Source organism: Corallococcus sp. CA053C (genome assembly GCF_003611675.1).
In the GTDB taxonomy this organism is placed as follows: domain Bacteria; phylum Myxococcota; class Myxococcia; order Myxococcales; family Myxococcaceae; genus Corallococcus.
Genome location: NZ_RAWA01000140.1, coordinates 1 through 20923 on the forward strand (window position 1 = coordinate 1; position 20923 = coordinate 20923).

Consider the following 20923-nt stretch of genomic DNA (forward strand, 5'->3'; position numbering starts at 1 on the left):
GCACGAAGCTATCGTCGGTGCCCGCGCCCCTTCGCGGCAGTAACGTCAACGTCGCTGCCTCCATGCGCAGCAGGTTCGTCCATGGCGTCGTCGAGTCGGACGTGGCAGGCGGAGAAGCCTCCTCCTCGGGCTGCGCCGCGCCCGACTCCTCCTCGCCGGAAGCCCCCGCCGAAATGGCCTCCTCCAGCTTGCGAACGGTGGCTTCGAAGTCCTCTGGGGCGACGGCATCCTGCGCCCCTCCGGCCCCGGGAAACATCCCCAGCATGACGACAGCCCAACCCCAACGCATGAGCATCGACGCCTCCTGTGAAAGGCCCCGGTAGGGGTGAAGAACGGAGTGTCCCCGTTCGGTCCGACAGGGCGCCGGGCCGCTCCTTGTCAGGGGGCGGGGCAACGGACCGCATCCGGGTCGGCCAAGCGGATCGCGACTCCTGATCGCTCAGGACTGGTCGCTTGCGGCCGGTTGCCCTTTGCCCGCGCGCGGAGGGAGGGTCAAGGGCGCAGAACCGTTCAGGGTTCGGCGGAGCCGACCCTTGACGCTCCCGAGCACGCGGGCTGGTCGGGACTGCGATCCGAGGAGGTGACCCACGAGCGATCCGATGGGACGGCCCATGACACGCGAACAAGTGTGCCCTGGAAATCCATCTTCACATCCGCCAGCCACATGCAGCCCTGGAGGACGTGCCCGCTTCCGGCGCATTTCTCGCGGCAGTAGTTCATGAGCTGAGAACTGCACTGCCAGGGGCCGTAGAAGATGACGGTGCGGAACTGCCCACCTCCGGGCACGTTCACCAGGGTCCCACCCACTTCCGGACCGAACCGGAAGTAGGGGCCATCTGTCCTTCGGCGCACGCCATGAAGAGCGCGGGGAAGAGGACCGCAAGACAACGCCAGGAAACCGAACCGAAGATTCCCATGGGGGGTGGTCCTCAAATGCCGTCAATGAGCCGGTTCGCCAGGTCCGGGCTGAACTGCCCCGCGGGCGTGCCCGGCGCGATGCCGCACTGGCCATCCGAATCACCCGGCACCTTCACCCACAGCAGCAGCTCCGCGCCGCCGCCCGTCTGCGAGGGCGTGCCCAGCTTGCGGCCCGCCGGGTTGCACCACTCGCCGTTGGAACCATTGCCATTGCGGCTGGTGTCCACGATGAACTGCCGCGTGTACCCGTAGCGGCTGGACAGCGCGGAGTTCACCGCGCCGCCGTACGTGGCGGACTCGCTGGTGGTGTAGAAGTTGGACACGTTGATGGAGAAGCCGCGCACGTTGCGCACGCCCGCGGACTCCAGGCGCTGCGCCATCGTGTCGGCCACAATCCATCGCGCGTTGCCCCCATCCATGTACGCCCAGGTGTTGGGCGCGCGGTCGCGGAACTGCTCGGTGGCGTAGCGCAGCAGGCCCAGCCGCGTCTGGCGCTCCGTGTCGTTGGGCAGGCAGTCCAGCTGCGCGACGGCGTCCGGTTCGATGATGACCACCGCGGGCCGGTTGCCCAGACCCGCCGCGAAGGCGGCAATCCACGCGCGGTACGCCTCCGGGCTGCCCGCACCACCACCGGAGTGACTGCCGCAGTCGCGGCCAGGGATGTTGTAGGCCACCAGCACCGGCAGCTTGTCCGCCGCGTCCGCCGCGCCCACGAAGCCCGACACCGCCTGCGTGATGTCGCCGCTCCAGTTGCCGAACCAGCGCGCCATCGGCTTGCTCGCGATGGACGCGTTGATGCGCGCCGCGCGGCCGTCCCCACCGTTGGCGCGCACCCAGGCCGCCGGGTTGGAGTTAGGGTCCACGTAGAAGCCGCTCGTCATCGCCACCGGACCGGAGCCCGTCGCGCCGCCCTCGGTGGTGAGGGAGATGTCATCCAGCCGCACCGTGACGGCGTTGGCCCGCCCGCCCAACTGGAACGTCACCTGTCCCTGTCCCGTGGACAGCGAGGACGTGAACGGGAAGCTGATCCGCCGCGACGTGCCGTCCAGCGTGAAGGACTGGTTGAGCGTCGTCGCGTACGGCGCGGTGTCCTGCTGCACCGTCACGCGCGCGGTGATGCCCGCCGTCGCCGTGGCCGTGAAGGCCAGCGTGTACGCCTGCCCCGCCACCAACGTCACGCCGCTCTGCCCTACGATGGCGTCCCATGCGTTGGCCGTGTTCGCCGCCACGTCCACGCGCCACTGACTGTTCTCCACCCACGACTGCGTGCTCGCGTTGTTCCACCACGGCGCCGTCGTGCCGTTGTTGAACGTGCCATTGGAGAGCAGCTCGATAAGCGCCGCCTGCTGCACGGTCGCCGGAGCAGCGACGAGAGCGTCGGCCGGAGCCTCAGTCACCGCGGGACCACAAGACAGGAGCACCGCGGGCAATGACAGCCACCGGAAGAAACCAGGGAGATTCATGGGGAACTCCTCACCACGGGGGAGCCACCATTCATGCGGGCCGCCTGCCCTGGAGACAAGAGTTTTCAGCTATTTCCGGTATTCATGGAACTCTTCAGACCTGCGGCGGCAGGCAGGCGTCAGCGCTCGCGGACAATGACCAGCGGCGTGAGGCTTCCACCCTGCGCGAGGTTGAGCATGGCGGAGGAGGACAGCCGCACGAGGAAGCCCTCGGGCCGGCCGTCGTTCCACAGGAACGGGTTCAGGTCCGAGTGCCACTCCTCGTACCGCACCTGTCCGCCGTCGAGCACGGGCCAGGCGGTCTTCACCAGCGGGATGCGCTCCTGCACGACCCAGGTCTCCTCCAGGGCCTGCTTGAGCGTGGCGCTCCAGGTGTCCGCGTCCGTCTGCCAGCCCAGCGTGACGCCTCGGCCGCCGTAGTCGAAGGCGGGCTTGAGCACCAGGTGCTCCCGGTGCGCCGCCACGTACGACACCAGGTCCACGCGCGCGCCGTCGCGCGGGGTCATCCCTTCGCGCACCATGCGCGTCCACGGGATGTGCTTCTTCAGGAGGGCGTCCCGCTCAGGGCCGAAGGCGCCCTCGTCCGCCATGCGGCTCAGGGCCGCGAAGAGCGTCTTGCTTCGCAGCATGGTGCTGCGGAACAGCCCGTTCATGAAGTTCGCCGCGCCGTCGGTGAGGGCGCGCATCACGGGATGATCCGGGCCGCACCCCACCACCAGCCCGCCGAAGCCGACGGAGGAGATGAAGGTGATGACATCCACCCGGAAGTCCCCCACGCGCAGCACGCCGTTCGCGTACGTCCAGTCGTCCTCGGAGGTGACGATGCGCAGGGGGCAGCCGTTCGCCTCCAGGTAGTCCCGGTACACCGCCTCCTCGTCGGAGTCGTCGGGTCCCGGCGGGCCGAAGAGCGCCAGGTTGGGAGGGCCGCTGCGTCCGGCGCGCGCGTTGAGCGCGGTGAGGGAGGGGATGAGATGGGGCGCGGTGGCGGGACGGACGACGTCGTAGCGCTTCGCGAAGGCCTCCATCGCGGGCGAGACGTCGAAGGCCTGGCCCAGGTGGTGGGAGTTGATGGGGCCCCCCGGGTCGGGATTGTATTCAATGAAGCGGATGACGCCGTCCGGGCCGACGAAGCCGTCCAGCCGGCCGATGGTGGCGAGCCCCGGGCGCCCGCCGTCCACCGGGGCCAGCAGCTCCTCCCAGCCCTGCGGGTGCAGCGACTCGCGGAAGGCCGCATCCGTCGCCGCGCGCGCCGCCACCTCCTCCAACGCCTGCCCCACCACGGACGCGGCCCGCTGGAGCTCCGCGTGCGCCTCCGGGGTGACGAAGTGCGGACGCAGCGCGTGGGCCAGCACGCGCCCGCCATACGTGATGCGCTTCGCCTCCGAGGTGCGCTGGAGCAGTTCCTCGGTGCGGCGCAGCACGTCGCCCTTCAGCAGGTCGTCGTAGAAGGCGATGGCGTCGGACAGCGGGGCGCGGGCCATGCGAAAGCTCCGGGAGCGGTGGAGGGGAAGGCCTGGCGTCAGGGGCCCTGCGGGCCGGGGTTGGAGTTGCCGCCGTCGGTGACGTAGCGCCACTGTCCGTCGGCCTGCCGGCGCCACACGGTGAGGTACTTCACGTAGTCCGTCTCCGGCTTGCCTTCGGCGTTCTTGCCCGTGGCGACAGCGCGGCCCACCGTGTACGCAAGGTCCCCGGACGCCGCCGCGTCGCCCAGCACCGGCTCCCAGCGCAGGTCGATCTTGTCGAGCGTGAACGGGGTGTACGCCTGCGCGATGGCCTCACGGCCGAAGAGGCCCGCCGCTCCGCCCAGCAGCACCGCGTCCTCGGCGGCGTAGGCGATGAAGGCCTTGCCCATGCCCTCCTTCGTGGACTGCTCGGAGAAGGCGCTGTCCGCGGCCTTGGCCTCCGCGAGCACCGCGTCCTTCGCCAGGGTGCGCGGCGCGGCGGCCGGCAGCGTGTGCGACGGAGCGAAGCCCGCCGGCGGCGTCATCGGCGTCTTCGCGGCGTTGCGCACCGTCACCGCCACCCGCCACGCGCCATCCGGCTGCTGCTTCCACGTGGAGATGTAGCGGCCCAGCGACTTCGCCGTCGCGCCCGCCGCGTCCACCGTCGAGTGGCCCACCGAATAGCCCAGCGTCCCGTCCGCGCTCACGTCCCAGCGCACCGGCTCCCAGTGCACCGTGCCGCCCTGCTCCAGCGGATGCGCGGTCAGCCACGCGCGGATGGCGTCGCGCCCCTTGAGCGCGTACTCCCCGTCCACGAGCATCACCGCGTCCTCCGCCAGGAACTCCGCGAACCCCTGCGCGGAGCCCGCCTTCGCGCTGGCGTCCGACATGGCCTGGTCCGCCTCGCGCAGACGACCTCGCGCGTCGGACACGGACAGTGGAGCCGAGCGCGACCGCGCGTCCGTGCCCGCTCCCGTGCTTCCCGCCCCACTGCATCCCATCGCGCCCAGCGATGCCGTCACGAGGACTCCCGCGAACATCCGATTCATTGTCCTGTTCCTTTTCTAGACCTGTACAGCCAGTGAATCAGGCCGTACTCGCCTACCTTGATTCGTCCCGCGATACACGCAATCGTGACTTATTCATGATTCTCTATGACGAGCGCAACGTCGACGCGTGCACCTGGCCCGAGACCCCGCTGGGGCGGCTCGCGCGGGACTACTTCGTCCCCCTGATGAAGCAGGGCAGCACGGCCTACCTCTCCGACCGCACCACCTTGCGGCTGGTGGAGATGGACGACCTGCGCATCCCCCTGGCGATCAACGACGCGGAGTACGACAACTCCGCGCTGCATTCCACCTATGCGCGCTACATCAGCCTGCAGCTGACGGGCGTGACGGCGCAGGCGTATGGCGCGGTGCGCGCGGCGGTGATGCGCGGGGGGATGAAGACGCTGGGCGCGATGCTGAAGGCGGGGCGCATCGACAAGATCGTCTACGTGGACCACTGGCTGGTGCTGCGCAACCTCAGCACGCAGTTCGACGACGCCCAGGTGGCGCGCCTCACCGACTTCCTGGTGGAGCAGTTCCCCGGGCACGCCATCGTGTTCCTCGCGCTCAACCCGGCGAGCTACTCGCCCCTGCTCAACACGCTGGCGGGCCGGGGCTATGACTTCGTCTACGGCGCGCACACGCGCGTGCTGCTGCCCACGCAGGCGGACGTCACCCGACAGGTGCGGGAGAACCGGCGCCGGGACGGGCGGCTCTTGGAGGCCGCCGGCTACCGCATCGTGGACGGGCGCGAGGTGCCCGGCTGCGAGCGCCGACTCATGGAGCTGTACCGCGCGCTCAACGGGGGCAAGTACCACACGAACCTCCAGTACACGGAGGCGTTCTTCGAGTGGACGCTGCGCGAGCGCATCCTCGAGTACCGCCTCGCGGTGAAGGACGGCCGGGTGGACGGCTTCTATGCCCACCACGTCCACGACGACGTGCTGTGGTCGCCCCTGTTCGGCTACGACCTGTCGCTGCCGCAGGAGTTGGGCCTGTACCGCGGGCTCGTGTACCAGCTCATGCAGGACGCGCTGGACGTGGGCCAGACCATCGAGCTGGGCCCGGGCGCGGATCCCTTCAAGAGCCTGCGCGGCTCCGTCCCGGTGCCCCGCTGGAGCGCCGTCTACACCAAGCACCTGTCCGGCCCCCGCAGGCTGGCGTGGCGCACGCTGCAGCGCTACGCCAACGACGCCGTGCGGCCCGCCTCGGGCGCCATGCTGCGGAAGATCGACGGGGACGGCATCGTCGGCTTCGGCCCGCTGCAACTGCCCTTCACCCCGCCCACCGGCCAGACGCCCATCGAAGCCGCGCGGACGCTGCGCGAGCAGGTGGACGCACTGGAAGCGTCGCTGGATGCGGCCTCCCGGCTGGAGGGCGAGGCGCGGCTGCGCGAGCTGGCGCCGCTGTCGCAAACACTGCACAACTGGCCCCAGCCCATGCCCCGCGTGGTGGCCCTGCGCGAGCGGCTGACCAAGCTGGAGCAGGAGGCGCGCCGCAAGCCCGCGCCGACCGCCACGGCCGCGGCCGTGCCTCCGGCCGAACATGCCCGTCAGCTCTTGCAGGACGCGACGCGCTGGGGCGACACGGCGCTCGTCGCCGCGCACCTGGGCGACGCGACCGCCCCGCACCTCAAGGCGCTGGTGGAGGCGCTGCGGCAGGCCGCCGGAAGCGTGGGCGTGGTGCTCACCGCCACGCGCGGCGACAAGGTGGTGCTGGTCACGGCCGCGAGCGAGGCGCTCCGGGGCCTGGGCCTGGACGCGGGCCAGCTGATGGCGAAGGCCGCGCCGTGCGTGGACGGCAAGGGCGGAGGCTCGCCGGAGGTGGCGTGGGGCGGAGGCTCGCGCGCGGACGGCATCGACGCGGCGCTCACCGCCGCGCGGCAGTACGTGCAGTCGCACCTGGCGGGGACGGTCCCCGGGCGCCCCCCGGATGACGGTCCATGAAGCTCTACGACGAAGCGAACATCGACGAGGCCCCCTTCCCGGACACCGAGCAGGGCCGCGCGGCGAAGGGCTTCCTCGTGCCCCTCGTGCGGCACGGCCCCCAGCCGTGGTTCGACGACCGGGCGCGCATGCTGCTGCTGGGCCTGGATGACCTGATCATCCCGCTGTCGCTCACCGAGGGCTCGGGGGACAACTCGTACCTGTTCTCGATGTACGAGCGGTACATCGGCAGCCAGCGCCGGGCCATCAAGACAGGCAACTGGAAGCCCCTGGCCGGCTTCACCGCCAGCACCGCGCTCTGGGGCGTGGGCGCGGTGATGAAGGCCACGCGGCTGGACAAGTGCATCCAGGTGGACACCTGGCCGTCGCTGCGCAACATGGGCGCCAACCTGACGGCGGATCAGGTGCGGCGGATGACGGAGTTCCTCAGCACGCGCTTCCCCGCGTACGCCATCGCCTTCATGGCGTTGAACCCGGCCACGCACTCGCCGCTGCTCAACGCGCTGAAGGCAGAGGGCTTTGAATTCTCATACATGACGCACACGCGCATGCTCCTGCCCTTCGGACTGGAGCTGGACCGGCGCGCGCGGGAGAACCGCCGCCGGGATGCGCGCCTCCTGGAGGCGTCCGGCTACCAGCTCGTGGACGGGCGGGACGTGCCCGGCTGCGCGCCCCGGCTCGCGGAGCTGTACCGGATGCTGCACCGGGAGAAGTACACGACGAACCCGCCCGTGAACGTGACGTACTTCGAGGACGCGCTGAAGGGGACGCTCATCCCGCTGCGCCTGCTGGTGAAGGACGGCCGCATCGATATGTTCTACGGCATCGCGGTGAAGGACGACGTCGTCTATTCGCCCGTGTCCGGCTACGACCTGTCGGTGCCGCAGGAGGTGGGCCTGTACCGGCTGCTCAACAACCTGCTGATGATGGAGGCCCTGGACCGGGGCATCGCCATTGAAACCGGCGGCGGCGCGGATCAATTCAAGACGCTGCGCGGGGACCGGCCGCTGCCGCGCTACAACGCCGTGTACCTGCGCCACCTGCCTTCGTACCGCCACATCGCATGGCGGCTGGCGGCGAAGCTGGGCAACGAATCGCTGCTGCCCTTCAGCCGCAAGCGCCTGCACCAGGTGGACGGCGAGGCCAACGTGGTCGGCTTCGACGGCCTCCCCGACACGTTCGCGTCCCCCATCCTCAGCCCCCGCGAGTCGGTGGAGCTGCTGCGCCAGGAGCTCGAGTCCCTGGAGCGCGGGCTGGAGGAGGCCTCCGAGCTGAGCGGGCTGGAGCGCGTGCAGCGCCTGGACGCGCTGAGCAAGCGGCTGGAGGACGAACAGCTCCCCCGCCACCGCGTCGCGGTGCTGCGCGAGCGGCTGGAACAGCTGGGCCGCGAGCAGCAGTCCGACAAGAAGAACCGCAAGAAGGCCCAGCGGGCCCAGCGCGCGGAGCTGGTGCGCCACCTGCTGGAGAGCGCCACTACCGTCGGGGACACCACGGTCGTGTGCCACCACCTGGGGGAGGCGCCAGAGCACCAGCCGCGCACGCTGGCGGAGCTGCTGCGCAAGGCGACGGCGCCCACCGCCGTGGCGCTGACGGCCACGCGCGGCGGCACCCTGGAGCTGGTCACCGCGATGACGTCCCAGTTGGTGGAGCGCGGCGTGGAAGCGAACCAGCTCCTGGCGCGGATGGCGCCGACGGTGGAAGGGCGGACCGACGGCGGTCCGGAGCTTGCGTGGGCGGAGGGCGCCCTGGCTGAAGACGTGAGCGCGGTCCTGGAGCGGGCCCGCGGCTTCCTGCAGACGCGGCTGGCCGCTCCGACGTAGCCCGCGACGTCCAGCGCAACAGCAGCGAAACATTCCTGCGTCCGGCGACACCGGCGCGAGCAGCGAGGTGTGCCCGACATGGCCCAGACCCCGGAAGAGAAGCGCGCGAAGCTGGCCCTGCTGCTGCGCGAGAAGGCACGCAAGGTCCGCCAGGCCCCGCCCTCGTTCTCCCAGGAGCGGATGTGGTTCCTGGACCAGTGGAGCCCCGGCAGCGCGCTGTTCAACATGCCCGCGGTGGTGCGCCTCACGGGCGAGCTGGACCGGGACGCGCTCCAGCACGGCCTCCAGTCACTGGTGGACCGGCACGAGACGCTGCGCACGACCTTGCGCGAACATGAAGGCCAGCCCGTCCAGGTCATCGCGCCCTCGCTCACGCTGACGCTGGAGCACCGGGATCTGCGGGACGTGCCGGAGGCAGCGCGCGAGCAGCGCGCGTGGGCGGAGGTCACCGCCGAGGCCCAGCGCCCGTTCGCGCTGTCCGAGGGCCCACTGGTGCGCGCCACGCTCTACGGGCTGTCGGGCCACGAGCACCTGCTGCTGCTCAACCTGCACCACGCCATCGCGGACGGCTGGTCCATGGGCGTGCTGGTGCGGGAGCTGGCCCTGTTCTACGTCGCCGCCGTGGAGGGCACGCCCGCGAACCTTCCGGCCCTGCCGCTGCAATACGCCGACTTCGCCGCGTGGCAGCGCGAGTGGCTGAAGGGGGACGTGCTGGAGGCGCAGCTGGATTACTGGCGCGGGAAGCTGGATCCGGAGGCGCGGCTGGAGCTGCCCGCGGACAAGGCTCGGCCGGCGACGCTCGGCTCACGGGGCACCCGTCAGTTCCTCACGCTCAGCCCGGCGCTCACCCAGGGCCTCAAGGACTTCAGCCAGCGCGAAGGCAAGACGCTCTTCGTGCTGGTGGTGTCCGCCTTCCTCGCGCTGATCCACCGCTACACCGAACAGGACGACGTGGCGCTGGGCACGCTGGTGTCGGGCCGGGGCCGCTCGGAGCTGGAGGGGCTCATCGGCCTGTTCATCAACACGCTGGTGCTGCGCACGCCCCTGTCCGGCGCGCTGCGCTTCCGCGAGCTGATGGGCCGCGTGCACGACACCGCGTCGGAGGCCCAGGCGCACCAGGACGTCCCGTTCGAGAAGCTGGTGGAGGCGCTCAAGCCCGAGCGCAGCTCCAGCCACCTGCCGCTGTTCCAGGTGATGGTCATCCACCAGAGCGCGCCCGCGTCGCCGCTCCAGGCGCGCGGCCTCACCATGGAGGCCCTGCCCGTCACCACCGACACGACGAAGCACGACCTCACCCTCTACGCCACGGAGCTGCCACAGGGCCTGCGCCTGTCCGCCGAGTACAGCACCGACCTCTTCGAGGCCCCCACGATGGTGCGGCTGTTGGGGCACCTGCAGCGGGTGCTCGAAGGCGCGGTGGCGCACCCGGACACGCGCCTGCGCGACCTGCCCCTCTTGTCCGACGCCGAGCGCCAGCAGCTCCTGAAGGACTGGCACGGCGCGCACGAGGCGTATCCGGAAGAGGACCTGGCCGCGCTCATCGAGGCGCAGGTGGCGCGCACGCCGGACCGGGTGGCGCTCGCCTTCGAGGACGCATCGCTCACCTACGCGCAGCTGGACGCGCGGGCCAACCAGCTCGCGCACCACCTGCGGGAGCTGGGCGTGGGGCCGGAGTCGCGCGTCGGCGTCTGCCTGGAGCGCTCGCTGGAGATGGTGGTGTCGCTGGTCGCGGTCCTCAAGGCGGGCGGGGCCTATGTGCCCTTTGATCCGGGCTATCCGCCGCAGCGGCTGGCGTGGATGTTCGAGGACGCACGCCCCACGGTGCTCCTGGTGCAGGAGCGACTGCTGCCCGTGCTGCCGCCACACTCGGCGCACGTCGTCTGCGTGGATGCGGAGGCCGGAGCGCTCGCACGACAACCCACGCACGCGCCCGTCCGCGCGACGCTTCCGGACGCGCTCGCGTACATCATCTTCACCTCCGGCAGCACCGGACGTCCCAAGGGCGCGATGAACGCGCACAGGGGCGTGTGCAACCGCCTGCGCTGGATGCAGCAGGAGTACCGCCTGGGCGCGGACGACGTCGTCCTGCAGAAGACGCCCTTCAGCTTCGACGTGTCGGTGTGGGAGTTCTTCTGGCCGCTGATGACGGGCGCGAAGCTGGTGATGGCGCGGCCCGGGGGCCACCAGGAGCCCGCGTACCTCACGCGGATCATCCGCGAGGCAGGCGTCACCACGCTCCACTTCGTGCCCTCCATGCTCCAGGTGTTCCTGGAGGAGCCGGAGGCCGCGGCCTGCACGTCGCTGCGCCGGGTGGTGTGCAGCGGAGAAGCGCTGCCCCTGGAGCTGAAGGAGCGCTGCCTCCAGGCGCTGCCGCACGCGGGCCTGCACAACCTCTACGGCCCCACGGAGGCGGCCGTGGACGTGACGTACTTCGCCTGTACGCCGCAGGACGGACGGCGCTCGGTGCCCATCGGCCGGCCGGTGGCGAACACCGCCATCCGCATCCTCGACCCCATCCTCCAGCCGGTGCCCGTGGGCGTGTCCGGCGAGCTCTACATCGGCGGCGTGCAGGTGGGGCGCGGCTACCAGTCACGCCCGGACCTCACCGCCGAGCGCTTCATCCCGGATCCGTTCAGCGACACGCCCGGCGCGCGCATGTACCGCACCGGCGACGTGGCGCGCTGGCTGCCCGACGGCGAGGTGGAGTACCTGGGCCGCGCCGACTTCCAGGTGAAGGTGCGCGGCCTGCGCATCGAGTTGGGAGAGATTGAGTCCGCGCTGGAGCAGCACGACAGCGTGCGGCAGGCGGTGGTGCTCGCGCGCGAGGACGTGCCCGGTGACAAGCGATTGGTGGCCTACGTCGCGGGCCGCGCCGGGGCCACCGTGGATGTGGAAGCGCTCAAGGCGTCGCTCCTGGCGAAGCTGCCGGAGTACATGGTGCCGCCCGCCTTCGTGGTGCTGGACGCGCTGCCGCTCAGCCCCAACGGCAAGGTGGACCGCAAGGCCCTGCCCGCGCCGACGCTGGAGCGCGCGCCGGAAGCGGCCCGCGTGATGCCGGAGACGCCGACGGAGGTGGCCATCGCGGCGCTCTTCGGCGAGCTGCTGAACGTGAAGGACGTGGGCGCCCGGGACGACCTGTTCCGGCTGGGCGGCAACTCGCTGCTGGCCACGCGCGTCCTCGCCCGGCTGCGCGCGCTGTTCGGCGTGGAGCTGTCCTTGCGCGCCCTCTTCCAGCACCCCACAGTGCGGCAGCTCGCGCGGTGCGTGGACGAGGCCCGCGCGGGCACGTCCGCCCCCGTGGAGCGCGCGACCCAGGCCCGTCCCCGCGAGCGCTTCCCCCTCCAGCCCCTCACGGTGGAGAACGCGCCGGAGGACACCGGGGGCACGGCATCGCAGGAGCCGCCCTCCGCCGCGCTGTCCGCCGAGGAGCGGCACCGTGTGCTGGTGACGTGGAACGACAACGCCCAGGACTTCCCGCGCGACGCGTGCCTGCACCACCTGGTGGAAGCGCAGGTGCGCCGCACGCCGGACGCGGTGGCCGTCGTCTCCGGCGCGGTGCGCCTCACCTACCGCGAGCTGGACTCGCGCGCCCAGCAGCTGGCGCGGCGGCTGCGCTCGCTGGGCGTGGGCCCGGAGGTGCGCGTGGGCCTGTGCGTGGAGCGCTCCGCGGACATGGTCGTGGGCATGCTGGGCATCCTCAAGGCGGGCGGGGCGTACGTGCCGCTCGACCCCACCTACCCGCGCGAACGGCTGGCCTTCCTGCTGGAGGACGCGCAGGGACCCGCGCTCGTCGCGCACTCGCACCTGCTGGCCGCGCTGCCGCCGCACGCATCGCAGGTGGTGTGCCTGGACCACCCGGAGGACGCGCTGCTGCCTCCGCCGGATGCGTCCCTCACGCTGTCGCCCCTGCCGGAGAACCTGGCGTATCTCATCTACACGTCGGGCAGCACCGGCCGCCCCAAGGGCGTGGCCATCCCGCACCGCGCCGCCGTGGCCTTCCTCACGTGGACGCACAGCGTCTTCTCCGCAGACGAGCTCAAGGGCGTGCTCGCCTGCACGTCGCTCAACTTCGACCTGTCTGTCTTTGAGGTCTTCGCGCCGCTCAGCCGGGGTGGGCGCGTCATCATCGCGCGCAACGCGCTGCACCTCGCGGAGCTGCCCCAGGCGTCGGAGGTCACGCTCGTCAACACCGTGCCCTCCGCGATGGCGCAGCTCTTGCGCCTGGGCGCGCTGCCCCCGTCGGTGCGCACCGTCAACCTCGCGGGCGAGGCGCTGCCCGCGTCCCTGGCCCGGCAGGTCTACGAAGTGCCCGGCGTCCAGCGGCTCTACAACCTCTACGGCCCGTCGGAGGACACCACCTACTCCACCTACGCACGCGTGCGCCCGGGTGAGGTGCCGCCCATCGGCCGGCCGCTGACCAACACCCGCGCCTACGTGCTGGACGCGCACCTGCAACCGGTGCCGGTGGGCCTGCCCGGCGAGCTGTACCTCTCCGGAGAGGGGCTGTCGCGCGGCTACCTGCACCGCCCGGAGCTGACCGCGGAGCGCTTCCTGCCCGCGCCCTTCGGCCCTCCAGGCGCGCGCATGTACAAGACGGGCGACCGCGTGCGCTACCGCCCCGACGGCACGCTGGAGTACCTGGGCCGCACCGACTTCCAGGTGAAGGTGCGCGGCTTCCGCATCGAGCTGGGCGAGGTGGAGGCCACGGTGCAGGCCGCCCCCGGCGTGCGCGAGGCCGTCGTCGTGGCCCGCGAGGACGTGCCCGGCGACAAGCGGCTCGTCGCCTACGTCGTCGCGAGGGATGGCCACCCGTTGGATGGAGCCCACCTACGCGAAGGGCTGCGCCGCACGCTGCCCGAGTACATGGTGCCCGCGGCCTTCGTCGTCCTGGACGCGCTGCCGCTCAACCCCAACGGCAAGGTGGACCGCAAGGCCCTGCCCGCCCCCGTCATCGAGCGCACCAGCCCCCGTCCCTACGAGGCGCCCCGCACGCCCACCGAGACGCTGCTCGCGGGCCTCTGGCAGCAGGTGCTGGGCGTGGAGCGCGCGGGCATCACCGACCACTTCTTCGAGCTGGGAGGCCACTCGCTGCTCGCGACCCAGGTGGTGTCGAGGCTGCGCGCGTCGCTGCACGTGGAGCTGCCCCTCAATGCCTTCTTCGACGCGCCCACGCTGGAGGCGCTCGCCGCCCGGGTGGACGCCGCGCGGGACGCGGGCGACTCAAGCCCCATCGTGCCGCCACTGCTCCCCGTGCCGAGAACGGGCCGCCTGCCGCTGTCCTTCGCCCAGCAGCGGCTGTGGCTCCTGGACCGGCTGGAGCCCGGCAGCAGCGCGTACACCATCCTCGCGGCCCTGCGCCTGATGGGGCCGCTGCATGCGAAGGCGTTGGTGCGGAGCTTCCACGCCCTGCACCAGCGTCACGAAACGCTGCGCACCGTGTTCCGCGAGGACGCCGAAGGGCCCGTGCAGGTCGTCCTCCCGGAGCTGCCGCCGTCGCTGACCTTCGTGGACCTGCAGGGCGTGCCGGAGGCGTCCCGCGAACAGGAGGCGCTCGCGCTCGCTGCGGATCAAGCGGAAGTGCCCTTCGACCTCACGCGTGGCCCGCTGGTGCGCGGTCTGCTGGTGCGGCTGGGCGCGCAGCACCACCTGCTCGTGGTGACGATGCACCACATCATCTCCGACGGCTGGTCCTCCGCCGTGCTCACCCGCGAGCTGTCCTCGCTCTACGAGGCCTTCTCCACGGGTCAGGCGCCGTCGCTCCCCGCGCTCCCGCTCCAGTACGTGGACTACACCGTCTGGCAGCGCGCGTGGCTGCGGGACGAGGTCCTGGAGTCACAACTGGGTTACTGGCGCCACCAGCTTGCCGGAGCACCCACCGCGCTGGAGCTGCCCACGGACAAGCCGCGTCCGTCCGTGCAGACGTTCCGGGGTGGCCGCGTGCCGGTGCGTCTGGGCACCGCGCTGTCGGAGTCGGTGAAGGCGCTGGGCCACCGCGAGGGCGTCACGCCGTTCATGGTGTTGCTCGCGGGCTTCCAGGCGCTCCTGTCGCGCCTCAGCGGGCAGGACGAGGTGGTGGTGGGCTCGCCCATCGCGGGGCGGCCGGCACCGGAGCTGGAGGACATGCTCGGCTGCTTCGTGAACACGCTCGCGCTGCGCACCCGCGTGACGGAGGGCGACAGCTTCCACGCGCTCCTCGGCCGCGTGCGCGAGGTGACGCTCGGGGCGTACGCACACCAGGACGTGCCCTTCGACCGGGTGGTGGAGGCCGTCCGTCCCGCGCGGGACGCGGGCCGCTCGCCGCTGTTCCAGGTGCTGTTCGTGCTGGAGAACGCGCCGGTGTCCCAGCCCATGGGCCCCGGGCTGTCCCTGCGCTTCGTGGACGTGGAGCGCCAGTCCGCCAAGTTCGACCTGACGTTGGCCCTGTGGGAGGAGGCGGAAGCCGGCCTCACCGGCGTGCTGGAGTACAACAGCGACCTCTTCGAGCCCGCCACCGCCACGCGCTGGGCCAGCCACCTGCGCTCCCTCCTGGAGCAGGCGGTGGCCTCGCCCGAAGCGCCGCTGTCCCAGCTGCGCCTGGGCCCCACGCCCGGCGATCTGCTGGTGCCGTTGCAGGCCGAAGGCACGCGCACGCCCTTCTTCTGCGTGCATGCCATTGGCGGCACCGTGTGGGGTTACGCGGAGCTGGCGCGCCAGCTGGGCACGGAGCAGCCCTTCCACGGGCTCCAAGCCCCGGGGCTGGAGAACGGCCAGTGCCCGGTGGACTCGCTGGAGGACCTGGCGGCGCTCCACCTGGAGGCCGTGCGCTCCGTGCAGCCCCACGGCCCCTACCGCCTGGGCGGCTGGTCCATGGGCGCCGTCGTCGCCTTCGAGATGGCCCGCCAGCTCCTGGAGCGCGGCGAGGAGGTGGAGCGGCTCGTCTTCATCGAACCCAGTCCCACGTCCTACGCACAGGGCACGCGCATGGAGGACGCCGCGACGCTGGGCCAGCTCTTCACCGTGAACCTGGCCCACACCACCGGCCTGTCGGAGGAGCTGCCGGCGCACGTGCCCGCGGGGGACTCAGCGAAGCTGCTGCCGCACCTGCTCGAAGAAGGCCAGCGCGTGGGCGCCTTCGGCCCGGAGGTGAACCTCGCCTGGCTCCAGCGGCGGCAGCGCGTCTTCAACGCCTGCATCAGCGCGCTCTCCGGCCACGTCCTGCGCCCGCTGCGGGTGCCCGTGCTGATGCTGCGCGGCACCGAGGCCAACGTGGACGAGGGCGGCGACCGCACCCGGGGCTGGGCGGCGCTCACGGACAGCATCGAGGTGGTGGACGTGCCCGGCACGCACTACTCCGTGCTCCAGCCGCCGCAGGTGGACTCCGTGGGCCGGGCCCTGTCGCGCTATCTGGATGCCCCGCCGCTCACGACGTCCTCCGGGCAGCCGGAGGCGGATCCGGACACGGCCGCCGCCGTGGGCACCCGCCGCTAGTCACAATGCCGGTCAGTTAGGGCGGGGGCGCTTGACCCACTTCTTGTCGTAGTTGCTCATCTTTATCTTTACGACTCGTGGGTAGCGCCTCTCGCTCCTTCGCTCCGGGAGCAGCAGCAGTCCCAGGTGCCTGCGCAGGTCGAGCAGGTGCTCCGGAATCCGCCCGGGTGCCAGCGGCGGGGTCGACCAGACCAGCCATGCGTTACGGATGAGCGATAGCGCATTGACGAAGCTGATGCGCGTCGGTTCCACGCCGGCTTCGTCCGCCGCCCGCTCCATCTCCACGCGCACCAGATTGTACGCCAGCAGGATGCCCCAGACTTCCTGCCGCACGCCCTGGGGTGTGCGACTGCGGATGGCTTCCTGCCGGTTCAGCAGGTGCGTCTTGATTTCGTCGTACCCCAGCTCGATTTCCCAGCGCTCGTGGTACAGCTGGACAATCTCCTCGGCCGGGTACTTCTTCGGGTCCAGCAGCGACGTCAGCAGCACGCTGGGACGGAAGCCCGGGCGCTGGTAGCGGATGGCCCTCATGCGGACGACTTCGGGCATGGGCCTGGCGCTCGAAGCTCGCATGTGCCGGGTGACTCGCAGCTCCACCAGGGCATCGTCCTGGCCGAGCTTCTCGACCAGGACGGGTTTCATGTGGGCCTTGGCCCGCACCAGCCAGTGCCGATTCTTGGCCTCCGTTGCAATCTCCAGCAGGTCGCGTACCGCGGTGAAGTCGCGGTCGACGATGACGACCGAGTTCTCCGGCAGCTGACTCCACAGTTGCGCCGCCAGCGTCACTTCGCCGGTGGCGTACGCCCCAAAGCGCACCGCCGCCACCAGGTGGGAGCGCGCCGCTCGCAAGCCGAGGCAGCGCGGCCAGCGCGAGCACCGCGGCGTTTGCGTCGGCAAGGCTCACATGCTCCTGGATGCGACGGAGGTCGACGTACTTGAACAATCCGTCTGACGCGCCGAGGAGGACACCGCCTCGCCACGCGAGCTCGAAGGTGACGGGCCGCGCCTGCCCGCTGCCGAGCAGGGGCTTGCGGTGTTGATGCTCCGTCAGCGCGGTCGATTCGCCTCCCTGGAACAGCCACAGCTCCGAGTCCCCGCGCTGGCCCCCACCACGCGCCGCCTGGTGACACAGGCGACCAGGGCGGTGGTTTCACCGCCCTGTCCCGAGGCCACCCGCTCCGCGTCGCACCGCACCAGCACATCGCGCCAGGTCTCCTCGCGTTCCACGTCGGCCCCGGCGTCCACGGCGTCCTGGACGGCACGCAGCACGGCCTCCGCGGCCTCGGCGCCACGTCGTGAGTTCAAGCAGGGGCAGAGCCGGGGCTGGAGGAGGAGAGCCCCGCCTTTGCCGCGACGGTGGAGGAGCCGAGGAAGGAGCGCACACCCCGTTTGGACCAGGCCGGGCTGCTGCGCAGGACGTTCGCCCTGGATGTGTTCGCGTGCTTGAGGTGTGGAGGCAGGCTTAAGGGTGTTGGCGTACGTGAAGGGAGCAGGAGGGGTGAGAGCGATTCTGGAGCACCTGGGGTTGCCCACGGCGAGTGCGCACCTGGTCCCTGCGCGAGGGCCGCCCCAGAGCGCGGGGTGTTGAGGCTTACGCCTCCCCAGAGCCAAAAGGCCCAGTCCCCTACCGCGCACCCCATGGGAGGGCGGCCTGGGCAGGCGTGTACCTCAAGGGGCTGCGCGGCCTGTCCACCGACCGGGCTCACTGCTCGGGCGGCCCCTGTCAGCGGCCCTCCTCGCCACCTCCGCTCCAGCCCTCACTCTCAACACAGCCTCTATCCCGCCTATACGCCTCCCCTCGGTTCTCCACCGCGAAGAATCTGGAAGAGAGCTTGCTCCGTGGCCGGCTCGTCTTCCTCGGCCCCCTCAAGCTAGTTCGGGCAGCTGAGCGAGCCTCGGAAGTTGCAGCACTCGCTGTTGGGCCGCCACGATCCCCCGACCGCCGCGCACTGGGTCGGATCGGTCGGCGCGACTCCCCCCGCGTGGTTCACGTAGCAGAAGTCAGGGAGCGAAGCGGGTTGCGACGCGCGGCAGGTGGAGATGGCGGTCGTCATGTCCGGGGCGGAGATCAAGATGCTTCCCCTCCCATTGTTGCAGCCGTACCCGGCCAGGGCATAACCGCACCTGTACTGCACGGCGCAACTCACGTTTCCCATGAAGTTGCAGCACGCGTTCGCGGGTCGCCACGATCCCGACGCCGCCTGGCAATAGGCCTCGTCGCTCCACCACACGCCTCCCGTGTCGATGACGTAGCAGAAGTCCGGGTACGTAGGAGGTTGCGCGGCGTGGCAGGCCGCGATGGCGGCCTCCATGTTCGCGGCGTAGATATCGACGTGACTCCTCCCGTTGTTGCAGGCGTACCCGGCCAATGCGTAGCCACAGGAGTAGCGCATGAGATCGGCCTGTGCGTGCACCTGGGCGTCGCCCTCGACGGGAGCGGCCGCAGGACGCGACATGGTGTCTTCCACATCATCGGCGGCGTCGCCAACGTTGCATGCCATGGACAGGAACAGAAGGGGACAAAGCAAGCTCACGGCAACTCGTTGCATCGATGGCTCCGATTGCTGGGCGGTGAGTTCGGCGTACCACGGCTCGCTCGATTGTCAATTCGTTACCGGGTGGAGGCGGCTTGGGGATTCCCCTCCGGAGTCCCTTCCCCGGTGAGGGCTACGGGGGCGCGGAAGCAGGCGCGCCCCTCGCCACAGGCGTGAGGGTGCACCAGATCGTCGTCGGGCCCGACACTCTCTCCTGTCGCCACGCACCAGAACGTCGCGGTGGAGACGAAGCCCACCTCCCACCCCACCGCGTCGTCGTAGCGGATGCCGGGCTCTCCCTTGGAACGCACCCGCCGACAGACACGCGGCGGCTTCTGCTCCGGGTTCGAGTCCATGCGCTCCCCCAAGCGGAGGAGGCGAGCGCGGGGAGTGAGGCAGCGGCTAGGAAGGAGCGGATGAAGGAGAGGACGCCGCGAGTGGATTGGGCAGAGTTGCTGAAGAGGACGTTCGACTTCGACGTGTTCGCCTGCGTGAGGTGTGGAGGCAGGCGGCGGGTCTTGGCGTACGTGAAGGCAGGGGGGAGTGCGAGCGATACTGGAGCACCTGGGCTTGCCCACGGCAGGTGTGAGCCTGGCCCCGGCGCAAGAGTCAACCCAGGCCGCGGGGTGTTGAGGCTTACGCCTCCCCAGAGCCAAAAGGCCCAGTCCCCTACCGCGCACCCCATGGGAGGGCGGCCTGGGCAGGCGTGTACCTCAAGGGGCTGCGCGGCCTGTCCACCGAACCGGAGCAGGCCCATGGCGCGCCTGGGTCAGAGCGCTGGACGCCACGGGCGTCGACTTCGTCCCCGACGGCAGGGCGACATGGAGAAAAGAGGCGACGCGCTGGATGGACTCGTTGCGCATCAAGGCCATCCCCAGCACCCACCAGATGACCTGGTCGGCTGGCAGGCGCCGACGGCGCAAAGAAGCGAAGCCGGTCGCCACCACGGCTTCCTCGACCCACACCGGGTCGATGTGCTGCCGAAACCGGTCGAACTGCTCGGGAGCCACCCAGGCGGCGCCCTGGACGGCCTGTGCAAGCCCCATGCGGCGATCTCCAAGAACGAGATCGCCACACCCTCAACCCAGTCGGTAGGCCCTCGCAAGCGCTACCTAACTGATCGGCATTGCCGCTAGTCAGGGGCCGCGCGCCGTCGCAGGCCAGAGCTCCAGCAGCGGGCCCTACTTCACCGCCACCTGACGGCGCGGAGGCTGGGCCACCGGCTGAGGCGGCAGGGCCTGCGCGGACGCCTTCGCGCTCGCGATGTTGTCGGCCGTGGGCGCGGCGCTGGTGTCCGTGAGGGGGTTGCCGCTGCTGTCCGTGTAGACGCCGTCCGGGAAGGTGCCGACGTAGATCTGCGGCTGCTGCGGCGGCACGGACAGCGCCTGCGTGAGCACGGAGAGGTAGTTGTCCATCTCGTGCCGGATGGTCGCCTCCTGCGTACTGGTGTCCCCGAGCGTGTTGTAGAAGAGCATGGAGAACTCCTCGCCCACCTGCCCGTAGCGGACCGCGGGCGGCAACGTGGGCACCACGTCGTACTGGTTGACGACGCGCACCGTCACCGGGGTCGTGACGTACTGGGCATAGGCCTTGCCCCAGGAGTCCGTGAGCCCCGCCTTGGGCGCCGCGAAGGTGACGGTGGTGACGCTCAACGACGACTGGCTCACCGCCAGGTCCAACGCCATCAACTCCGCGAGCCCGCCGCCCAGGCTGTGACCCGTCAGGTAGAGCTTCTGGATGTTGTTCGCCTTCAGCCACGCGAACACCTGCGCCTGCATCGACTGCGTCACCGAGCCACCCACCCCGGTGTAGATGCTCCAGAACCCGCCGTGCACCTGCGGCACGGGGGACAGCGTCGCGCCGTTGAACGGCACGAAGGACGTGGTGGCGTACTCCTCGTCCGCGCGGACGTCGGCGGCCGTCACCGTCCCGCGCAGCGCCAGCATCGCCGTGCTCGCATCGCCGTCGGCGAGGTACCAGATGCCGAACATCTCCGAGGCCCCGCCCTTCTGCGGCACCCACACGGTGAGGGTGTCTTTCTGCGTCCAGCCGCTGACCGCCGGAACGGTTTTGCCATTGAAGGAGTCGTAGGCCGCGACCACCCCCTGCCCCATCGGCAGCACCACGCTGGCATCCAGCACGGGCTGCGGCGGCATCGGGTGGATGGGGCCGGCGGACTGCGGACGGGGGACGGCAGCGGTCGAGGTCGTCATGGGCACTCCCTGGGAAGGTGATGCCCTGGCCCTTTTGCAGCGCCCGTGCCGTGACGCCCTCCCCTCGGAGG

General features: G+C 70.8%; 11 protein-coding genes and 1 pseudogene. 3 read left to right on the forward strand and 9 right to left on the reverse strand.

Annotated elements, in window-relative coordinates; genetic code table 11:
• The 4 genes and pseudogenes from D7V97_RS19645 to D7V97_RS44190 all read right to left on the reverse strand — a co-directional run.
• Nucleotides 1-295, reverse strand: a pseudogene (locus D7V97_RS19645) (hypothetical protein); the annotation flags it as partial.
• A 634-nt stretch (nt 296-929) separates the two neighbouring features.
• A complete protein-coding gene (locus D7V97_RS19650) occupies nt 930-2381 on the reverse strand; it encodes a glycoside hydrolase family 6 protein (protein WP_120612186.1) in 1452 nt (483 codons plus the stop codon).
• A 119-nt stretch (nt 2382-2500) separates the two neighbouring features.
• The gene (locus D7V97_RS19655; protein ID WP_120612187.1) at nt 2501-3862 is read right to left on the reverse strand and encodes a hypothetical protein; all 1362 of its coding nucleotides are present in this window, start codon (nt 3860-3862) and stop codon (nt 2501-2503) included.
• 38 nt (nt 3863-3900) lie between these two features.
• Nucleotides 3901-4872, reverse strand: a complete 972-nt coding sequence (locus tag D7V97_RS44190; protein ID WP_147444879.1) for a DUF4440 domain-containing protein — start codon at nt 4870-4872, stop codon at nt 3901-3903.
• A 95-nt stretch (nt 4873-4967) separates the two neighbouring features.
• Here D7V97_RS44190 and D7V97_RS19670 point away from each other — a divergent pair, with 95 nt between their 5' ends.
• The 3 genes from D7V97_RS19670 (at nt 4968) to D7V97_RS19680 (ending at nt 16105) form a co-directional block, all read left to right on the forward strand.
• Nucleotides 4968-6818: a DHHA1 domain-containing protein gene (locus tag D7V97_RS19670; RefSeq protein ID WP_158623407.1), complete on the forward strand. Its 1851-nt coding sequence runs from the start codon at nt 4968-4970 to the stop codon at nt 6816-6818.
• On the forward strand, nt 6815-8638 hold the full coding sequence (locus D7V97_RS19675) for a hypothetical protein (RefSeq protein WP_120612189.1): 1824 nt from the start codon (nt 6815-6817) through the stop codon (nt 8636-8638). The genes D7V97_RS19670 and D7V97_RS19675 overlap by 4 nt, the downstream gene beginning before the upstream one ends.
• 78 nt (nt 8639-8716) lie before the next feature.
• Nucleotides 8717-16105: a non-ribosomal peptide synthetase gene (locus D7V97_RS19680; protein WP_120612190.1), complete on the forward strand. Its 7389-nt coding sequence runs from the start codon at nt 8717-8719 to the stop codon at nt 16103-16105.
• A gap of 12 nt (nt 16106-16117) precedes the next feature.
• Here D7V97_RS19680 and D7V97_RS19685 read toward each other — a convergent pair whose 3' ends face one another.
• From D7V97_RS19685 to D7V97_RS19730, 5 genes are all read right to left on the reverse strand, one after another.
• Nucleotides 16118-17002 carry an IS4 family transposase gene (locus D7V97_RS19685; RefSeq protein WP_233582991.1) on the reverse strand — a complete coding sequence of 295 codons (885 nt, stop codon included), beginning with the start codon at nt 17000-17002 and terminating at the stop codon, nt 16118-16120.
• A gap of 974 nt (nt 17003-17976) precedes the next feature.
• A complete protein-coding gene (locus tag D7V97_RS19710; protein ID WP_147444880.1) occupies nt 17977-18654 on the reverse strand; it encodes a hypothetical protein in 678 nt (225 codons plus the stop codon).
• A gap of 62 nt (nt 18655-18716) precedes the next feature.
• Entirely contained in the window at nt 18717-18995 is a 279-nt protein-coding gene (locus tag D7V97_RS45370) for a hypothetical protein (RefSeq protein WP_199728868.1), read from the reverse strand.
• A gap of 357 nt (nt 18996-19352) precedes the next feature.
• The gene (locus D7V97_RS19725; RefSeq protein WP_233582992.1) at nt 19353-19685 is read right to left on the reverse strand and encodes a transposase domain-containing protein; all 333 of its coding nucleotides are present in this window, start codon (nt 19683-19685) and stop codon (nt 19353-19355) included.
• Nucleotides 19686-19820: 135 nt separating this feature from the next.
• Nucleotides 19821-20852, reverse strand: coding sequence for a lipase family protein (locus D7V97_RS19730; protein ID WP_120612196.1), 1032 nt, complete (start codon nt 20850-20852; stop codon nt 19821-19823).
• Between the last annotated feature and the right edge of the window lie 71 nt (nt 20853-20923).

Coding starts and splice junctions, on each gene's coding strand:
- D7V97_RS19650 (WP_120612186.1), bottom strand. CDS start 2,381: ATGAATCTCCCTGGTTTCTTCCGGTGGCTGTCATTGCCCGCGGTGCTC.
- D7V97_RS19655 (WP_120612187.1), bottom strand. CDS start 3,862: ATGGCCCGCGCCCCGCTGTCCGACGCCATCGCCTTCTACGACGACCTG.
- D7V97_RS44190 (WP_147444879.1), bottom strand. CDS start 4,872: ATGAATCGGATGTTCGCGGGAGTCCTCGTGACGGCATCGCTGGGCGCG.
- D7V97_RS19670 (WP_158623407.1), top strand. CDS start 4,968: ATGATTCTCTATGACGAGCGCAACGTCGACGCGTGCACCTGGCCCGAG.
- D7V97_RS19675 (WP_120612189.1), top strand. CDS start 6,815: ATGAAGCTCTACGACGAAGCGAACATCGACGAGGCCCCCTTCCCGGAC.
- D7V97_RS19680 (WP_120612190.1), top strand. CDS start 8,717: ATGGCCCAGACCCCGGAAGAGAAGCGCGCGAAGCTGGCCCTGCTGCTG.
- D7V97_RS19710 (WP_147444880.1), bottom strand. CDS start 18,654: ATGCAACGAGTTGCCGTGAGCTTGCTTTGTCCCCTTCTGTTCCTGTCC.
- D7V97_RS45370 (WP_199728868.1), bottom strand. CDS start 18,995: ATGGACTCGAACCCGGAGCAGAAGCCGCCGCGTGTCTGTCGGCGGGTG.
- D7V97_RS19725 (WP_233582992.1), bottom strand. CDS start 19,685: ATGGGGCTTGCACAGGCCGTCCAGGGCGCCGCCTGGGTGGCTCCCGAG.
- D7V97_RS19730 (WP_120612196.1), bottom strand. CDS start 20,852: ATGACGACCTCGACCGCTGCCGTCCCCCGTCCGCAGTCCGCCGGCCCC.